The organism is Clostridium facile (assembly GCF_014297275.1).
GTDB classification, from domain to species: domain Bacteria; phylum Bacillota; class Clostridia; order Oscillospirales; family Ruminococcaceae; genus Massilioclostridium; species Massilioclostridium facile.
In genome coordinates this window covers 1,726,213-1,744,533 of record NZ_JACOQK010000001.1, presented here as the reverse complement: position 1 = coordinate 1,744,533, position 18,321 = coordinate 1,726,213, and the positions used below count along the sequence as shown (strand labels likewise).

Below are 18,321 nucleotides of genomic sequence, written 5' to 3'. Positions count from 1 at the left end.
TTCAAAAAATGGAAAAATAATTTTCCACCTTCATTATATGCTGGAATCGGATTTAAATTGAAACAAAACGCATGATTTTTTATTTTCCGAAAATACTAATTTTAAAATGAATGAAAGGAGAGTTGTTTTTATGCAGCAATTTCGTTATAAAATTCAGGACCCTGTAGGAATCCACGCGCGTCCAGCTGGCTTGTTGGCAAAACAGGCAGTCCAATACCAATCGGATGTCACGATTTCTGTTGATGGAAAATGTGGGGATGTAAAACGCATCTTTTCCTTAATGGGGGTTGCGGCTAAACATGGGGATACCGTCACAATTGAAGTGAAAGGTACGGACGAAGAAAAAGCGGCTAAAGAATTGGAAACGTTTTTTAAAGATAATCTTTAAAAATAGCAATAGCCTGTTGGAGATGTTCCAACAGGTTTTTTTGTCTGTATCATATAGTTTAATAAATTAAAAAATTATAGAATTAGTTATTTTAAATCCTGTTCCTATAGAATTGATTTGTGTACTATCAACATAGTATTGCAGTAAATTTTGTATAGAAATTGATTGGATTTTATCGTGCAGATTTGATATACTGTAAAAGAAAGGTTGTGACTATATTATGAAATCAAAATTAATCAAACAAAATATGTTCGTATTACTCTATCAAATAGATTCCTCTCAAGCAGATGCAATGATTCAGGAATTAGAAAACCTTAGTATAAAGTACCAGTTGGTTTCTGCAAATGACTTAAACCAGTCTGTTGGATATTTAGCGGGAATTCCAGGGTTTCAGCCAGCAGAAGGTTCCTATGAAGGAGAAGTACTGGACACCCCTTTGATGATTTTTTGCGGGATGCAAATGAAAGAAATGCATCCTATTTTACAGACTTTAAAGAAAAAAGAAATTGGTCAGGAATATCGTAAAGTAATGTTGACTCCAAATAACCAGTTTTGGAGCTTGGAAGCATTGATTCATGAAATTACCAGGGAACATAATTATTTTCAGAAAATGGAACAGTTGAGTCGGCTGTTGCGAAAGGTTCAGGAAACTGGGGATGTTAACGCCAAGCAGGTAGCGGAACAGTATGTTCCATTATTACAAGCAAAACAACCAAACCATGAACAAATGGATAGGGCGATTGATATTCTTACAAAATTAGTATAATTGTTTACGAAATATATCTTGTAATTTTTTATCATTCGTACTATGCTCTTTAGTAAGAATTTATATAAATGAGGTGAATGATTTGGACTTTAATCCACAAATTCCAATGGGCCATCATCCCTCGGATGACCAACAATTATCAAACCAACAAACAACTATTCCAATAAATCAGCAGAATACAATTTCACAAGGAGCCCCTCCTAATCAAAACCAACAAGTTTTTCCGGGGTATCCTCCGTATGGAAACCAGTACCAATCGCCACAACAGGGGTATCCTTATCCAGGGCAGCAGGTGCCACCACCATATTATGGGCAGCCCATGCCAGCTCCGCCAAAACCTAGTAATCCTCAAAAGGTGTTTTTGAAAAAAGTGGCAAACCGTGTCGGATTAGGTTGCTTAATTTGTGTAGCAGGGTATGCTTTATTTTCTTATTTGTTTTTATTTTTGGCTCCACTTATTACATTACTCGTTACAGGGCAAACCCAATTAATTGATCAAATGGGATTATTTCGGGCAATCTTATATACCTACCAGAGTTCAACAGAATTACAATGGGCAATGCAATTGTTCGTATCTGTGTTTGGATGTGGCGTTGCTATTTTGTCCTTACGAAAGATGCTGAACATTAAAATAAAAAGCTTTTTCCATAAGCCGGAACATGGCCTGCGGTATATTGCGCAGGGTTCTATTGTACAATTAGGTATAAGTATGGCGGCAAGCATGGCGCTGACTATCCTTACTTCACTCTGTTTAGGGCTGATGGGAGATGTGGGAGGGAGTATTTCTTCTCCAGATTTTAGTTTAAGGGAATTAAATCCTATTACGGTTACCCTGTATTTACTTTCTTTATTAGTCGTGGCTCCAATATTTGAAGAGATTTTGTTCCGAGGCTTTGTGCTGCGCGCTTTACAACGGTATGGTAATATCTTTGCGATAGCAGTATCTTCTATTTGTTTTGGATTATACCATGGAAATTTATCGCAGTTTGTACCAACTGCAATTGGAGCTTGTATTATGGGATATATTGCAGTAAAATCCAATTCTTTAATTCCAGGAATGGTGATCCATCTCATTAATAATTTGATTTCCACAGTACAGGTATTGGCTATTGATTATCTACCAGATACATGGTCTACTGCTATCAATGTTTCCCTTAACCTATTGATTTTTGGTGGCGCTATTTTAATTTTAATCCTTAACGCAAAACGGATTAGCCTCAAAAATAATAATATGAGTAATTTATCCAATGGAGAATGTGTTGCAGCCACCATTGCCACACCAGGAATGATCCTCTTTTTAGTGTATTCTTTGTGGCAGATTATTACATACTTCTTTTAATTGAAACAGATTGGTAGAAGAGTTGATTTAAAACGGATGGATACTTTTTCATCATTTCCTAATAGAGCATGAATTAGCTCAACAATCGCAAATTTCTTATGGAAGCCTTCGAATTAGGAGGCTTCTTTTTTTATAAAAAGTATACTGTATCTATCATAAAACACCAATCTTTTTCATATCAAGTCAATTGGTATTTTACTCCACATCCATTTCGTACAATCAGAGATGGATAATAATTTGATAGGATGGAAAAGTATGCTATACTGTGGCGTTTTCAAAAATATAAAACAATAAAAATAAGGTGAGTTTTTAAAAATAGGGCTAAATGATGTAAGCACTCATACATAATATTTTTAATTCGTTTCAAGGTGAATGGAAAAAATAGAATAGAGGAATTTGTACAAATTGGAATATGTTGAGGATTATCGATGATAATCAGGGTCTTGTTCCATTTTTTTTACTAACAGTTTTAAGTTGTTTAAGGTATCTGGATGAATAAAATGTTCGATTTTTTCTACCTGTTCCAATTGGTCCTGGTTTTTATTTAACAAACAAAAAAATTCATAAAGTAATTGATGGCGTTGAAGTAGTTCAGCGCCTTTTTTCCTGCCCTGTTCCGTCAATTGTACAATTCCATATGGTTCAAACTCAACCATTCCAGCTAGTTTGAGGTGGCCAGCCATCTTAGAGGCAGAAGAGGGACGTACATTTAATTTTTCCGCTAATGTATGAATCCTTATTGGTTGGTTTTTTTCGGAACACCGGCAGATCATTTCTAAATAATCTTCCATAGAGGCGGTCAGCCCTTCTGGTTCCTGACGCTGATATCCTGCGAGGGTATAAAAATCACTGGGCATTTTGTTCTCCTTTGGTTGTCACTAAATAAAATTTATAGAATATGATAGTGGTAGGAAACAAAGTTTCCTTTGGGTACAGAATAATACATTTGAAATAGATTTTGCTGGCATTGTACTACTGTTGATACCAGCATATGATAGGGAGGCACAGATCATGTCTGTTACAACATTAAATCAATTAAAAGAGGGGCAAACAGCTACCATTTCTGGATTATTGGCAAAAGGTTCGATGAGAAGACGACTACAGGATATTGGTTTGATTGAAGGGGCTAAGGTAGAATGTTTGCAAAAGAGCCCATTTGGCGATCCGGTGGCGTATTTGATTTGTGGGGCAGCGATTGCGTTGCGAACTGAAGATTCCGACCATGTTATGATTAAAAGCTAAAGAAAGAGGTGGGATTATGGGGTTGACGGCAAATTCAACTGGCTCAGGAGCCATTGATACGGGTCTGCATATCCAGCGAGGTTCTGTCCAAGATAGAGTGATTGGGTTAGCTGGTAATCCAAATGTAGGGAAAAGTACAGTGTTTAATGCCCTTACAGGGTTAAATCAACACACTGGCAACTGGCCAGGGAAAACTGTCACCAATGCCCAAGGAAATTATCAACGGGAAGGCAGGAACTATATTTTAGTTGACCTGCCGGGTACTTATTCTTTGTTAGCGCATTCTGCGGAGGAAGAAGTTGCTAGGGACTTTATCTGTTTTGGCGATGCGGATGCCACTGTAGTAGTATGTGACGCGACTTGCTTAGAAAGAAACTTAAATTTGGTTTTGCAAACAATCGAAATCACACCAAATGTAGTAGTATGTGTTAATTTGCTGGATGAAGCAGAGAAAAAGGGGATTCAACTGGATTTAAAAGAACTGTCAAACCGTCTTGGCGTCCCCGTTGTTGGTACCAGCGCAAGGAAAGGGAAAGGACTGGAACAACTGACACAAACCATAGAAACCTGTGTAATGAACCAGCCAAAACCAATGAAAGTGGTTTATACAACCCCGATCGAACAGGCAGTAGCAAAACTGGAACCTGTGGTTTCTCCCCTTACACAGGGAAAAATCAATGCCAGATGGTTGTCTTTAAAACTGTTGGAACAAGATGAAATATTGATTCAAACAGCGTCAGAATATTTACAGATCGATTTACAGAAAGAATTAGAACTGCCATTACGGGAAGTGTGGGAACAACTGAAATTGGAACACATAGGCTCTGAAAAGCTGAGGGATGACATGGTATCCTGTTTGGTAACCGCAGCGGGATTGGTTTCGTCCGGTGTAGTTCACTCACAACAAACAGTGAAAACCAGAAGAGACCGAAAAATAGACCGCATTTTAACCAACCGTTGGACGGGAATTCCCCTTATGATTTTACTGCTATTGGGGATTTTTTGGATTACTATTACAGGGGCAAATTATCCATCGCAGTTGCTTTCCACAGGATTGTTTTGGATACAAGACCGGTTAACTGATTTTTTTATGTGGATTGGTGCTCCAGATTGGCTACATGGTATTTTAGTTTTAGGTGTTTACCGTGTACTGGCATGGGTTGTTTCGGTTATGCTCCCACCAATGGCGATTTTTTTCCCGTTATTTACTTTGTTAGAAGATTTAGGATACCTGCCACGTGTCGCCTTTAATTTAGACCATTTCTTCAAAAAAGCATGTACCTGTGGCAAGCAGGCCTTAACAATGTGTATGGGATTTGGGTGTAACGCAGCGGGGATTGTGGGATGTCGTATTATTGATTCCCCAAGAGAACGGCTGATTGCTATGATTACCAATTCTTTTGTTCCGTGCAATGGACGGTTCCCTATTTTAATTTCGATAATCACTATGTTTTTTGTTGGCTCCCAGTTTCAATCATTTACCGCCACATTACTGTTAACTGGAATGATTGTTTTAGGCATTGCCATGACATTTTGGGTATCCCGTTTGTTATCTAAAACAATTTTAAAAGGGATTCCATCTTCTTTTACCCTAGAATTGCCTCCTTACCGTCGTCCTCAGATTGGTAAAGTAATTGTTAGGTCTTTATTAGACCGTACTATTTTCGTGTTAGGAAGGGCGGTAGCAGTAGCTGCTCCAGCAGGAGCTATCCTATGGATTATGGCAAATGTTACGGTTGGAGATGCTACTCTATTAGCACATTGTTCTAATTTTTTAGACCCATTTGGACACCTGCTTGGTATGGATGGCACCATTCTGTTGGCGTTTATTCTTGGATGGCCAGCTAACGAAATTGTGGTTCCCATTATTATTATGGCATATATGTGCAGCAACAGCATCATGGAGTTTGAAAGCCTGTTGGATCTAAAAACTTTGTTGGTTGACCATGGTTGGACCTGGTTAACCGCTATCTGTACCATGTTATTCTGTTTGATGCACTGGCCTTGTTCCACTACCTGTTTTACCATTAAAAAAGAAAGTAAAAGTTGGAAATGGACTATCATTTCTTTTCTTACCCCTACTTTAATTGGGATGGCTTGTTGCTTTGTAGTGGCAAATATATCGCGTATTTTTGTTCCAGGAATCTAAAGAAATGGTGGATAAAAATAAAATGATTGTACAAAATATCTGATTTATGATATAATATACACCAGTTAACATAAGATAGACAAATATGAGTTGTATCATAAATTTGAAATAAATTAGAAGGAGAAAAAAATGGGTTTTGAATTGTGGACTTTTAAAAAAATTACAGATTATTGGGACAATACAAAAGAAAATAGTATTTATCATTTCTCTCAGATAATCGGAAATTATTCAGAACAGCAAAAAGAGGCTACTTATCGTGAAATTAGCCAGCTACTTCGGGATTATACTAAATTAATTGATGATTTTCAGTTGGCACGTCTCGCATTTTACATTTTAGATGAAATCTATATATCTGTGAATCATATGCCGGAATATAATGAAAAAGTAGTAGAATACCTGCAAAAAACGGCTGGAACCATCTTTGAGCAGATGGAAGAACGCAATATTGCAGTACATTATTTGTGTAACAATAAATTTCATTCTTACCATTTACCGATGTTTGTGTTTAAGCATTGTTTTATGCCGGCAAGGGTCCGTTATATCTGTGCTCATGAGGTGGCAAAAACCTTAATGAGAAAAGATGGATTACAAAATCATGAGATGGAAGCCCATTTGGAAGAATATCTACCAAAAGCGCGGCCACTAGTCGAGGAAATGATTGAAATCTGCCACAATGAGAATGTAAGTTATGTTTATCTAGAAATTGGTGGTGTAGAGCAAGATTTTATGCGTTCTATGTCATTTGTACACGCTCCGGGGACAATGACAGTCGTGCGCAGTTTAGCGCCTGAAGTGGGTAGTAAATGTCAACTATGGTGGGCTCCAATGGAAGCGGAGGCAAATAAATGAGGAAGCTGGTAAAACCGCTTGCCCTATGGAGGGAAAGCGGTTTTTTTGCGACTGAGAGAGGGAAGTCTTTTGGATAATTTACTTTATAGTTTAAACGCATCTATACCTGTTTTTATTGTTATCATAGCGGGATGGTTTTTCCGTCAAAAAGGAATGTTAACAGAACAGTTTGTTACGGTAGCAAATAAATTTAATTTTAAGGTAACCTTGCCTATTTTACTGTTTATGGATATTTCCTCCATGAATTTACGAGAAGTATTCCATTGGCAATTTGTATTGTTTTGTATGGTAGCAACCACAATTTGTTTTTTTGTTACTTGGATTTTCGCAAAAAGGTTTTTATCCTCAGAAATGGTAGGAAGTTTTGTGCAAGGGTCTTTCCGTGGGAGTGCCGCTGTATTGGGGGTCGCTTTTATGACCAATATTTACGGCGATGCTGGACTGGCTCCTTTAATGATTATTGGATGCGTGCCATTGTATAATATTTATTCTGTGATTGTGCTAACCATAGAATCGAATGAGGACAAGCCAAAACAGGGTCAGATTAAAACCGCATTGGTGAATATCTGTAAGAACCCTTTGATTATTGGGATTTTGTTAGGGGTTATTGTTGCATTGTTACCATTCCAACTGCCGGATATGGTGAATAAAACATTATCCAGTTTTTCGGATATGGCAACACCTTTGGCGCTAATCGCAATTGGTGCTGCGTTTGAAGGAAAAAAAGCGTTGGCGAAGATACGCCCTACTTTGGTGGCAAGCCTTATTAAATTAGTTGTCCAGCCACTGGTCTTTTTGTCCATAGCGGTTTGGCTTGGTTTTCGGAACCAGGAATTAATTGCGTTTTTGATTATGTTGGGGGCACCTTCTACAGCAAGTTCTTATATTATGGCAAAAAATATGGGAAATGATGATGTTTTGTCAGCGAGTATTATCGTTGTTACTACACTATTATCCGCGATTACGATTACAGGATGGCTGTTTCTTTTAAAAAGCTTATCCCTTATCGCATAACTTTGTGGAATAGTAATAAAGAACCTAAGTATATTTTGAGGAAAAAATAGTTTTTTTCCAGAAACCTTGTCCGAAACCTTATTTTTTATTATAATTGGGAAGGAACTTTCTCAAATATAAAATTGATTATAAGGAGAACACAACCATGGAATCTAAAATTTGTCCAAAATGCGGGAAACAGCTTTCCGAGGATGCGATATTGTGCACAAGCTGTGGCTATGTTTTGGCGGAACGGGAAGATAAAACAGAAATGATAAAAACGGACCCTAAACAATTGGAAAAAGAGGATGTTCTTTTGGAACAACAAACACAAGAGAACAATTGGAAAGAAGAAAAACCAAAAAAGAAAAAACGGATTCCACTATGGCCTTTTTTCTTAATTTTTGTTGCGGCTATTTTATTGGTAGCGGTCAATTTATTTATGGCAGATGCAGAAGGAAATACTTGGTTGAAATCCATGTGGTATGAAATCACTGGGCAAAAATCCTCTGCCACTGTCAACACAAACGATGTTGCGGAAATGCAGCTGGATGTATATGATTACTATGGTAAACCTATCTCAAACCTGACTGATAAAATAGGACAGCCATTAAAAATGAGTGAAAAACTGGATGCGGAAACAGGCCAGGTAACAGAATATGATTTTGGTCTATTTATTGCGGAAGTGAACCAATCCAATATGGTTCAGCGAATTACAATTTATTTTTATGCTTTAAATGACCCTTCTGTGATTCGGCTTTACCATATTAATGGAACCCACAATTATCGTGATCTTGTCAATATTAATGGGAATCCTTTTTTGGGAAATGAAAACACCACTGAAGTATACTATTATCCTGCTGATAAGGTAGCAGTGGAATATGAAATGGAAAATGGAGTGCCAGCAGTGGCCTCCATTTATACGGATGAGACCAACGGACAGGATTTACAGCAGCCTACCGATGAAACCACGGTAGAAAAAGTTGAAGTGACTGATTGGCTTGGACGCTACAATGCAGCAATTGAAGCGTTTATCGGAGCCCAGGGTATTGAAATGGAAGATGAAGATGGAGGCCATAGTTACACCTATTCTTATGGGCTTACCGTAAAAACAAATGCGGATAAATTAATTAGCCGTATTGAGGTAGACTTTACCAAATTAGAGAACAAAGATATGTTCCTGTTTAATGGCTTAGATGGAAATAATAATAAACAGACCGTCATGAACGCAACACGGGATTATGCTACATTAGAAGGGGACAGTTTGATTCTTACTAAAAACAATATACGGTATACTTATACATTTGATGAAAAAAACCAATTGATAAAAGCAGTAGCGGAAACAATTTAAGGGGAATAATATGGAACAATTTAAATTAACCAATGGTATATCCATTCCCAAGATAGGCTTGGGTGTGTGGCAATCAGGGGAACAAACGGAACAGGCTGTCTCTTGGGCATTACAAGAAGGATATCGACATATTGATACCGCTAGTTTTTATCAAAACGAGCGGCAAGTGGGCATGGCAATCCAATCCAGTGGCATTCCAAGAAATCAAATTTTTATTACTACTAAATTGTGGGTGGACGATATTCAATTAGGTCGTTTAGATTCCGCTTTACAGGATAGTATGGAACGGTTAGGCGTGGATTATTTGGATTTGTACCTGATCCATTGGCCCATAGGGAATTATATTGATTGCTGGAAAAGGTTAGAGGAATATTATCATATGGGAAAATTAAAGGCGATCGGAGTTAGCAATTTTGAACCAAAGCATCTGGAAAAACTATTATCTGTTGCGGAAGTTATCCCTATGGTGAACCAGATAGAGATTCATCCCTATTTTATTCCAACCGAAACGATTACCTTCTGCCAAAAGGAAAATATCGCATTGGAAGCTTGGGGACCATTGGGAAAAGGAACTGATATCAACGACCCTGTTATGATACGGTTGGCGGAAAAATATCACAAAACGCCAGCGCAAATTATTTTACGTTGGCATTATCAAAATGGGGTTATTACTATCCCTAAAACAGTACACAGACAGAGGATGGCTGAAAACCTCTCTATTTTCGATTTTGCCTTGGACCAACAGGACATGGAATTGATACAACAATTAAACACAGGGGTATCCAATCGGAAAAAACCAGATGGATACCAATAAATTGAACAGAAAAAAGGAAAGCTGGTGCTATTTTTCGATGATAGCATCAGTTTTTTATAGTCTGTTCTTTAAAATGTCAACGCTATGAAATGGTTATATTTGGACGTTTATTTTTAGTAACACCCTATTGTTTCGATTGGATTTGGAAATTTTGTATATTTATGGAAATCATGAGTATACTATATGTTGATTCTAAAGATATAAAAGGGGAATGCAGATGAACCAGGTTGTTCTACTTACAGGAAAACAAGACCACGATTTTTTTCAATGGTTGTTCCATCAATTAAAACAAAGGTTTTCCTTTTATTATTATGGAAATGGAATGTTACAGCAAATCGGAAATAATCCAGCGTTTTGTATATACCATACCGAACAATTGCGTTCAGTAGTTTCTCAAAACAGCCTTTTGGTAGTGGCAAATCATGGGGATTTATCCAAATTGGAACAGCTAGAAACTTCTGTTTTGATACATTCAGAAAATACACGTCAGTTAAAGGCGGTATCCTGTTTTCAAATTCCTACTATTACCTGTGGAATGTCACAAAAAGATTTTTTCACTTTTTCCAGTGTTGGTGTTGAAAAATCTGTGGTATCATTACAGCGTGAGTTAAATTTGTTAGGGAATGAAATTGAGCCAATGGAAATACCGGTTTATCATTCCAGCCAAGTAGAGCAGTATGGAGTTTTGTGTTATGCCGCAATTGTATTAGGGATTTATGGCCCACAGGATAGGATGGAGCTATCTTAGTTATCTTTTTCGGTACAAAAAGGGCGGTTCCAATTTTGGAACCGCCCTAGAAGGAGGTTGAAAGTTATTTCATAGAATTTTCGTAAGCTTCGATCATTTTTTTAACCATTTGTCCGCCGATAGAACCAGCTTCTCTAGAGGTTAAGTCACCGTTATAACCCTGTTTTAAATTAACGCCTACCTGAGAAGCAGCTTCCATTTTAAATTTTTCCATTGCAGCTTTTGCTTCTGGAACCATAATCTTATTGTTATTATTGTTACTAGCCATAATTGTTTAAACTCCTTTTGTAATTTGATTTTGAAATTTTTCATTTGTTTTGCGTTTGCAATAGTATTATTATCCGTAATAAAAAAGATATCCTTGGAAGTTGATGGATAATATGTGGGAATTTTTGTCTAAAATTGACCTATAAATAATGCCAATTTTATAAAAAAATAGAGTAGAATAATTGATAAATGGAATTTTATAAAAATAATACTTTTTATAAAGAAGTACTGGTAGTATTGACAATCGAACAATTAAATTTTATATTAATTGTGAAATTAGAAAAGAAAAGCAGTAAAATAGAATTTAAGGAAGAAGGTGTCTATATGGAAGACGGAAAACCAAAGAAAATTACAATCCGGGAAGTGGCTAATTTATCCGGGGTTGCCATAGGGACAGTTTCTCATGTTATGAATGGAACAGCTGCTATTTCTGAGTTGACCTCTCAAAAGGTATGGGATGCTGTAGAAGAGTTACAGTATACGCCCAATTATATTGCCCAGCTATTGAGAAAAAAACATTCCAAAATAATTGGATGTTTGGTGCCAGAACTAAACAATCCATTTTATAGTGGCATCTTATCCATTTTTATTGGGTGTGCGGCAACAGAAGGCTATAAAGTATTGTTATTGGATTATCAAAACAATTCTAAAAAAGAATTAGAAGAATTACAACAGATGGTGGACCAAAAAGTTGATGCGGTTGTGTTATTCCATGGGTTCGATGATGTTGAAATGCTGAAAAAACTAAAGGAGCAAATACCAGTAATCTTAATTGGAAGGGAAGAACCGCTATTACAAATTCCATCCATTCGTTTTGAGCACAAAGATGTAATGGAGCAGCTTATTCGCCAACTGCATTGCATGGGATACCAAAAGATAGCCTTTTTAACGGAATCGCTACAGTTTCAGGACTTAAAAGATAGATACCATTGTTTTTTGGAGGCGATGTATCATTGTGGGCACCATCATCCAGAAAAATATTTGCTGGAACTGGATACTACAACAAAAAATACGTTTGAGACCTCCTATCAATTCTGTAAAAATTTGTTGATTAGCCATTTAAAAAAGGAATTGCCTGACGCTTTTATTACGTCGTCCGATATAGTTGCGGTTGGTGCGATGCATGCTATCCAACAGGCTGGATATCAGATTCCAGATGACTTTGGCATAGTTGGGTGTGAAAATCTTTCCATGTGTAGTTATATTTCTCCCACATTAACTACAATCGAACAGAATAAGGCGGAATTAGGTGTTCAGGCTTGGAATATGGTACTTCATGCGTTAAACAATGAGCAAATTCCCTCTGTTGTATTACAATCCAAATTAATTTTTCGGGAATCTTGTTAATAATGGTGCAGGTTTGGTGGTCCAACCTGCATTTTTATTTTGTAAAAAACATTATAGCAGTATTTTAGGGAATATTTTAAATGATTATAGATATTTTATTTTATTAATTTCGTATATTTTTTGTGAAAAATATATTGATTTTTTGGGATGAAAGCAGTACAATAAGTATGTATTCGTTATAGGCAATTATTCCAAAAAACAAAATCAATTGGAAAAGATTTTGTGATGGAGAGGCGAGCTTTAAGAAAGGGGGATCCAGTTTTATTTTTCATTCGCTATTAACCAAAGGAGGAATTGAAACATGAAGAAACGAATTAGTAAGGCTGCTTTGGCATTGGTGCTTGCTATTTGTATGATGCTTCAAGGGATGTCAATTATTTCAGTAAGTGCGGCAGAACCGCCTTCTACTGAAATTAACAACCTTCAAGTAGAGTATACTACCAATCCAATCGGTCTGGATACCGACTCTATTCATTTTGGCTGGCAAATGGATAATTTGACACAGCGTGGGCAATCACAAACAGCATATCAAATTATGGTAGCCTCTTCCAAAGAAAACTTAGATGCAGGCAACTATGATATGTGGGATAGTGGAAAAATAGATTCTACGATTTCCGTAGCAATCCCATATGAAGGTAAAACATTGGAAGCAACCCACCGTTATTTCTGGAAAGTAACGGTATGGGATGAAAATGATCAACCAATCACTTCTACCGAAGAAGCTTATTTTGAAACCAGCTTGCTGGATTCTGGTTGGGACAATGCGCAGTGGATTGGAAAAACAAATGAAGATCCAAATGCTGCAATTACAAAGTTCACAGTTGATTTTGACTTTATCATTGACAGCGATAATGCGGGCATCGCATTTGGCGCAAAAGATTCCAGTAACTTGTTTATGTGGCAAGTAAACACCTATGATTTTAAAGCAGATAATGCTGTTTATTTGCGGCCACATATTAAACAGAATGGTGCATGGACGGTATTGCCACCATCTTCGAATGGTTCTGGTCCAGAAGAAAACATTTCCGATAAAATTGGATATACCGCTGAAAGTATTATTGGCCAGAAAGTCCATATGCAGATTGCAGTGGATAACGGAGTTGTCAATACCTATTTTGATGGTAGCAAAGAATCTGTAATGACATATAATTACGGATCTGCAATTCCAGTTGGAAAAATTGCGTTCCGTCATAATACTGATAATAATGCTACTGAAATCGCGCGTTATGATAATTTTGTTGTAAAAGATGGGGAAGGAAATGTATTGTTTGAAGATGACTTCTCTGATGCTTCCAATCCTAATTTTACAGGCGGAACAATTGAAGACGGTATGTTAAAAGTTGGCAGTGAAACCAAAGGAGAAACCATTGTGCTGCAAAAAGATGCGGTAGAAGGCAATAGTGCTCCTATGTTGCGGAAAGATTTTAGCACAACAGAAGGAAAAGAAATCGCATCTGCAAGGGTTTACGCTACATCTGCCGGTATCTATGAATTGTACCTGAATGGCGAAAAAGTTGGTAAAGATTATTTCAATCCAGGCTGGACAGACTATACCAAACACACCATGTATCAGACATTTGATGTTACTGATATGATGAACCAGGGCGAGAACACCTTTGCCGCAATGTTAGGGAAAGGCTGGTATTGTGGTAACATTACACATGTTGGTCCAAACCGTTATGGAACGGAACCTGCATTGATGGCTAAGTTAGTTGTAGAATACGCTGATGGCACTGAAAAAACCACAATAGTTACCGATGACACCTGGAGCTTTAACGGAAATGGTCCAATCGTAGACAACAACTTCCTAGATGGCGAAAAATATGATGCTACCAAAGAAATTGACGGCTGGGATAACGTAGGATTCCAAGAAGATGATACTTGGAGTAAAGCTGGCGTTTATGATGTAAATAAATTGGGCATTGGGCCATTGGATGCTCAAATTGGCGAAACCGTTCAACAGGTAGATACTTTAACGGTTAAAGAAGTAACAGAACCAAAAGAAAATGCCTTTATTTACGACCTTGGACAGAACTTTGCAGGTGTTATTCAGCTGAACTTACCAGGTGAATTTACGAAAGCAAATAAAGGGTTAAAAATCACATTACGTCATGGTGAAATGCTAAACGATGATTCTGGCACAGGCGATGACGTAGAAGGTTCCTTGTACGATGCGAACTTACGTACTTTTAAAGCGATTGATACTTATACCATTAAAGGGGATGAAAACGGAGAAATTTATACCCCAAGATTTACTTTCCACGGTTTCCGTTATGTAGAAATCACTGGTATTGAGGAAGCTCTTCCAGCAGAATGGGTAACCGGTATTGTATTGAGCAATGCTTTGGAAGTAACAGGCGATATTGAAACTTCTAACGCTTTAGTAAACCAGTTGTATAGCAACGTTCTTTGGGGACAACGCAGTAACTTTATTTCTATTCCAACTGACTGTCCACAAAGAAATGAACGTATGGGTTGGACCGGTGATGCTCAGATCTTTACCCGTACTGCAACTTATTTGAAAAATTCAGACCAATTCTATAACAAATATATGTATGATGTTCGTACATCTCAACGTTCTGATGGAGCGTATCCAAATGTTGCACCAGCATTGAAAGTATATGAATCTTACTATAACAATGGTTGGGGCGACGCTGGGTTGATTATTCCATGGCAGATGTACCAACAATATGGCGATACACAGATCATCAAAGATAACTATGATGGTATGAAAGCATGGGTAGATTTACTGTATAATACAACAAACGGAACCTATCTCCGTCCAGCAGAAGGTTTGGGAGACTGGCTGAATGTACAGGGTACTGACACTGGTTTAACCAATAGTGCATTCTTTGTATATTCTTCTGAATTAATGTCCAAAATGGCTGCTGTGGTAGACAATGAAAAAGACAGCACATACTATGGTGATATGGCACAAAAAGCAAAAGAAGCTTGGAAAAACAAATATCAAAACGAAGATGGTACCTTGAAAGAAAATACGCAAACAGCTTGCCTGGTAGCGTTAGAATTTGATATTGTGGAAGATGAAGCAGACCGTGCCGTTATCGCAAAACAGTTGGTAGACAATATCAGGGCAAATGACAACCATTTAACCGTTGGTTTCGTTGGTGTAAGCTATCTATGCCCAGTATTATCCGAAATGGGATATGACGATGTTGCGTATACTCTTTTACAACAAGAAACCTATCCATCCTGGTTATATTCTGTAAACCAGGGCGCTACAACCATTTGGGAAAGATGGAACTCTTACACCAAAGAAAATGGTTTTGGTGATGTTAGCATGAACTCTTTCAACCACTATTCCTTCGGTTCCATCGCAGAATGGATGTACCGTTATATGTTGGGGATTGAAAGAGACGAAACTGCACCAAGTTACAAACACTTTATTTTACAGCCAGCATTTGGCGGAACCATCACCAGTGCAAACGGTTATTTTGATACCGTTTATGGTAGAATTAACAGTAGTTGGACTTTAGAAGATAATGCTTTCCATTATCAAGCAACTGTGCCAGCTAATACCACAGCTACTTTGTACTTGCCAGCTGAAAAAACAACCGCTGTTTATGAAAGTGGCAAGGATATTACAAAAGAAGCAGTAGATGGTATTACATACATTGGTACAGAAAATGGCGAAGCTATTTTTGAGCTGGAATCCGGTTCTTACAACTTCTCCAGTTCTGTAGTAAATAAATCCGGTTTGGAAGAAGCGATCAGCAAAGGTTCTACTTTTGGTGAATTCTTCTATACACCAGATTCCTTTAAACCATTGCAGGATGCTTTAGCGAAAGCAGAAGAAGTACAAGCAAATAAAGACGCTACTGCAACAGAAGTTCAAGATGCAATTAATGCAATTGAAACTGCAATTGCAGGATTGGTTCCAATTGGACAGGATGGCACAGAATCCAATCCATATCAAATTAATGATATAGATGACATTACCTTATTTGCAAATACTGTTAATTCCGGTAGTAGCTTTGAAGGCAAATATGTTGAACTGACAACAGACCTTGATCTGTCCGGTATTGATTGGATGCCAATTGGTACAGAAAGTTCTATGACTACTGGAGATGGCTTTGCAGGTGTCTTTAATGGAAATGGACATGTTATTTCCAATGTAAATATTACGGATTCTTCTGAATATGCGACGTTTGGTTTATTCGGTACCATTAGCGGCACAGTACGTAACTTAGGTGTTGAAAATGTTACTGTTAATAGCGGTAGTGTTGATTGCCGTTCTGGTGGTTTTGCTGGTACTCTTACTACTGGCGGTTTCATTGATAACTGCTATGTGGTAAACGCAAATGTAACAGCAACTTCACGTGTAGCCGCTGGTTTTGTAGGACAAAGCTACAATGGAACAATTCAAAATTCTTATGTGAAAGATGTTGTAACGTCTGGCGGACGTACTGGTGGATTTGTTGGTGATAACTCCTACAGTGGAGCAAATAAAGGCACTATCCGAAACTGTTATGCGAATGCTAGTTTGACTTCTTCTACCGAAACTGGTATTGTTGAAAACAGTAAAGTTGTAACCGATGAACAATTTACCAATGGTGAAGTTGTAGAATGGCTGAACCAGGGTAATACCGAAACAGTTTGGGAACAAGGTGAAACACATCCAACATTGGTTGTAACGGAAACCCCAGATCCAGGTGATCCATTGAAAGAACTCTTAGGTAAAACAATTGATAAAGCAGAAGCTCTAAAGGGTACTGATGAATATGAAAATGCAATTCCAATGGTAAAAGAAAGTTTTGATGCAGCATTGGAAACAGCAAAAGAAGTTTATGCAGATGTAGATGCAACCAGACAGGAAGTATTGGATGCGTTTAATACTCTGATGCAAGAAATCCATAAATTAGGATGGTATACGCCGGATAAATCTGCATTACAAAAATTATATGAAGAATTGAAAGATACAAACTTAGATCAATATGTAGACGGGGCAGCAAAGGATAACTTTAAAACAGCTCTGGAACAGGCTAAGAAAGTATTGGACGATGAAAACGCTTTGCAGGGAGAAGTAGATAAAGCAGCACAAGACTTGCAAAATGCATATGATGCGTTGGTAAAACTGGGGGATAAAACTCAGTTGAAGAAACTGTTGGATATCTGCGAAACCTATGAAGAAAAAGATTATATAGCAGAAACTTGGAAAGTATTTGTACCAGTATGGGAAAGTGCAAAAGCAGTATACGATAATGCAAATGCAAGCCAAGAAGAAGTGGACAAAGCAGTAGATGAATTGACAGCAGCAATGCTGCAGTTAAGATTACAACGTGGAGACAAAACAGCATTACAGGAATTGTACAATGCAGTAAAAGATACGAATTTAGATGAATATGTGGATGGAGCGGCAAAAGACAATTTTGTAGCAGCTCTAGAACAAGCTAAGAACGTATTGGATGACGATAATGCAGTACAGAGCGTAATAGATAAAGCATATAACGATCTGTACAATGCATACAGTGCATTGGAAAAACTGCCAGATGCAGATAAGAGTCAATTAGAAAAACTGCTCAATGAATGTGAAACCTATGAAGAAAGCAACTACACTCCAGAAACATGGGAAGTATTTGCACCAGAATGGGAAGCAGCAAAACAAGTATTTGCAAATGAAAAAGCAAGCCAGGAACAAATTAATGAAGCAATTGATAACTTAATAGCGGCAATGCTGCAATTAAGATACAAAGCAGATAAGAGCCTCCTGGAAACAGCAGTAGCAATAGCAAGTGCAAAAGAAGAAGCAGCATACACAGCGGAAAGCTATAGCGTATTAAAAGCAGCAGTAGCGGAAGCGAATGCGGTAATAGAGGATGAAAACGCAGACCAAGAAGAAGTGGATGCAGCGACAAAATCAGTAAAAGCAGCAATAGAAGGGCTTGTAGCTGTAGGTGACCAAATTACAGGTACAGGGACAGGGCAAACAACCACAACAACTAAGAACCCAGCTAAAACAGGGGACTTTGCACCAATTGCAGGTGTGGTTGTATTAGCATTAGCCGGTGTTGCAACAATTGCACTGAAAAAAAGAAAATAAACCGCTT

15 protein-coding genes are annotated in these 18,321 nt (G+C 37.7%); 12 read left to right on the top strand and 3 right to left on the bottom strand.

Features of this window, described 5'->3' with window-relative positions; translation table 11 throughout:
* Positions 1-130 precede the first annotated feature (130 nt).
* Positions 131-388 carry an HPr family phosphocarrier protein gene (locus H8Z77_RS07225; RefSeq protein ID WP_069987279.1) on the top strand — a complete coding sequence of 86 codons (258 nt, stop codon included), beginning with the start codon at positions 131-133 and terminating at the stop codon, positions 386-388.
* Between the two features lie 220 nt (positions 389-608).
* Positions 609-1,154, top strand: coding sequence for a DUF3783 domain-containing protein (locus H8Z77_RS07220; RefSeq protein WP_186996610.1), 546 nt, complete (start codon positions 609-611; stop codon positions 1,152-1,154).
* 200 nt (positions 1,155-1,354) lie between these two features.
* On the opposite strand, the gene H8Z77_RS11625 is transcribed toward H8Z77_RS07220, so the two are convergent.
* Positions 1,355-1,489: a hypothetical protein gene (locus H8Z77_RS11625; RefSeq protein ID WP_286165518.1), complete on the bottom strand. Its 135-nt coding sequence runs from the start codon at positions 1,487-1,489 to the stop codon at positions 1,355-1,357.
* Between the two features lie 35 nt (positions 1,490-1,524).
* On the opposite strand from H8Z77_RS11625, the gene H8Z77_RS07215 reads away from it, so the two are divergent.
* The gene (locus H8Z77_RS07215; RefSeq protein WP_366472180.1) at positions 1,525-2,493 is read left to right on the top strand and encodes a CPBP family intramembrane glutamic endopeptidase; all 969 of its coding nucleotides are present in this window, start codon (positions 1,525-1,527) and stop codon (positions 2,491-2,493) included.
* 422 nt (positions 2,494-2,915) lie between these two features.
* On the opposite strand, the gene H8Z77_RS07210 is transcribed toward H8Z77_RS07215, so the two are convergent.
* Complete coding sequence (locus tag H8Z77_RS07210) at positions 2,916-3,350, bottom strand: metal-dependent transcriptional regulator (RefSeq protein WP_069987276.1); 435 nt, start codon at positions 3,348-3,350, stop codon at positions 2,916-2,918.
* A gap of 154 nt (positions 3,351-3,504) precedes the next feature.
* On the opposite strand from H8Z77_RS07210, the gene H8Z77_RS07205 reads away from it, so the two are divergent.
* From H8Z77_RS07205 to H8Z77_RS07175, 7 genes are all read left to right on the top strand, one after another.
* Positions 3,505-3,735 (top strand): FeoA family protein, encoded by a 231-nt coding sequence (locus H8Z77_RS07205; protein ID WP_069987275.1) that lies wholly within the window; start codon positions 3,505-3,507, stop codon positions 3,733-3,735.
* A 16-nt stretch (positions 3,736-3,751) separates the two neighbouring features.
* Positions 3,752-5,884 (top strand): ferrous iron transport protein B, encoded by a 2,133-nt coding sequence (gene feoB / locus H8Z77_RS07200; protein ID WP_186996608.1) that lies wholly within the window; start codon positions 3,752-3,754, stop codon positions 5,882-5,884.
* Positions 5,885-6,013: 129 nt separating this feature from the next.
* A complete protein-coding gene (locus tag H8Z77_RS07195; RefSeq protein ID WP_069987273.1) occupies positions 6,014-6,733 on the top strand; it encodes a hypothetical protein in 720 nt (239 codons plus the stop codon).
* Between the two features lie 69 nt (positions 6,734-6,802).
* Positions 6,803-7,747, top strand: a complete 945-nt coding sequence (locus tag H8Z77_RS07190; protein WP_186996607.1) for an AEC family transporter — start codon at positions 6,803-6,805, stop codon at positions 7,745-7,747.
* 145 nt (positions 7,748-7,892) lie between these two features.
* Positions 7,893-9,077, top strand: coding sequence for a zinc ribbon domain-containing protein (locus H8Z77_RS07185; RefSeq protein ID WP_186996606.1), 1,185 nt, complete (start codon positions 7,893-7,895; stop codon positions 9,075-9,077).
* Positions 9,078-9,087: 10 nt separating this feature from the next.
* Positions 9,088-9,891 (top strand): aldo/keto reductase, encoded by an 804-nt coding sequence (locus H8Z77_RS07180; protein WP_186996605.1) that lies wholly within the window; start codon positions 9,088-9,090, stop codon positions 9,889-9,891.
* A 217-nt stretch (positions 9,892-10,108) separates the two neighbouring features.
* Positions 10,109-10,639 carry a hypothetical protein gene (locus H8Z77_RS07175; RefSeq protein ID WP_069987269.1) on the top strand — a complete coding sequence of 177 codons (531 nt, stop codon included), beginning with the start codon at positions 10,109-10,111 and terminating at the stop codon, positions 10,637-10,639.
* Between the two features lie 64 nt (positions 10,640-10,703).
* Here H8Z77_RS07175 and H8Z77_RS07170 read toward each other — a convergent pair whose 3' ends face one another.
* A complete protein-coding gene (locus H8Z77_RS07170; protein ID WP_069987268.1) occupies positions 10,704-10,907 on the bottom strand; it encodes an alpha/beta-type small acid-soluble spore protein in 204 nt (67 codons plus the stop codon).
* A 188-nt stretch (positions 10,908-11,095) separates the two neighbouring features.
* Between H8Z77_RS07170 and H8Z77_RS07165 the strand changes: the two genes are divergently transcribed.
* Positions 11,096-12,253: a LacI family DNA-binding transcriptional regulator gene (locus H8Z77_RS07165; protein WP_186996604.1), complete on the top strand. Its 1,158-nt coding sequence runs from the start codon at positions 11,096-11,098 to the stop codon at positions 12,251-12,253.
* A 301-nt stretch (positions 12,254-12,554) separates the two neighbouring features.
* Entirely contained in the window at positions 12,555-18,314 is a 5,760-nt protein-coding gene (locus H8Z77_RS07160; RefSeq protein ID WP_186996603.1) for a family 78 glycoside hydrolase catalytic domain, read from the top strand.
* Positions 18,315-18,321 lie beyond the last annotated feature (7 nt).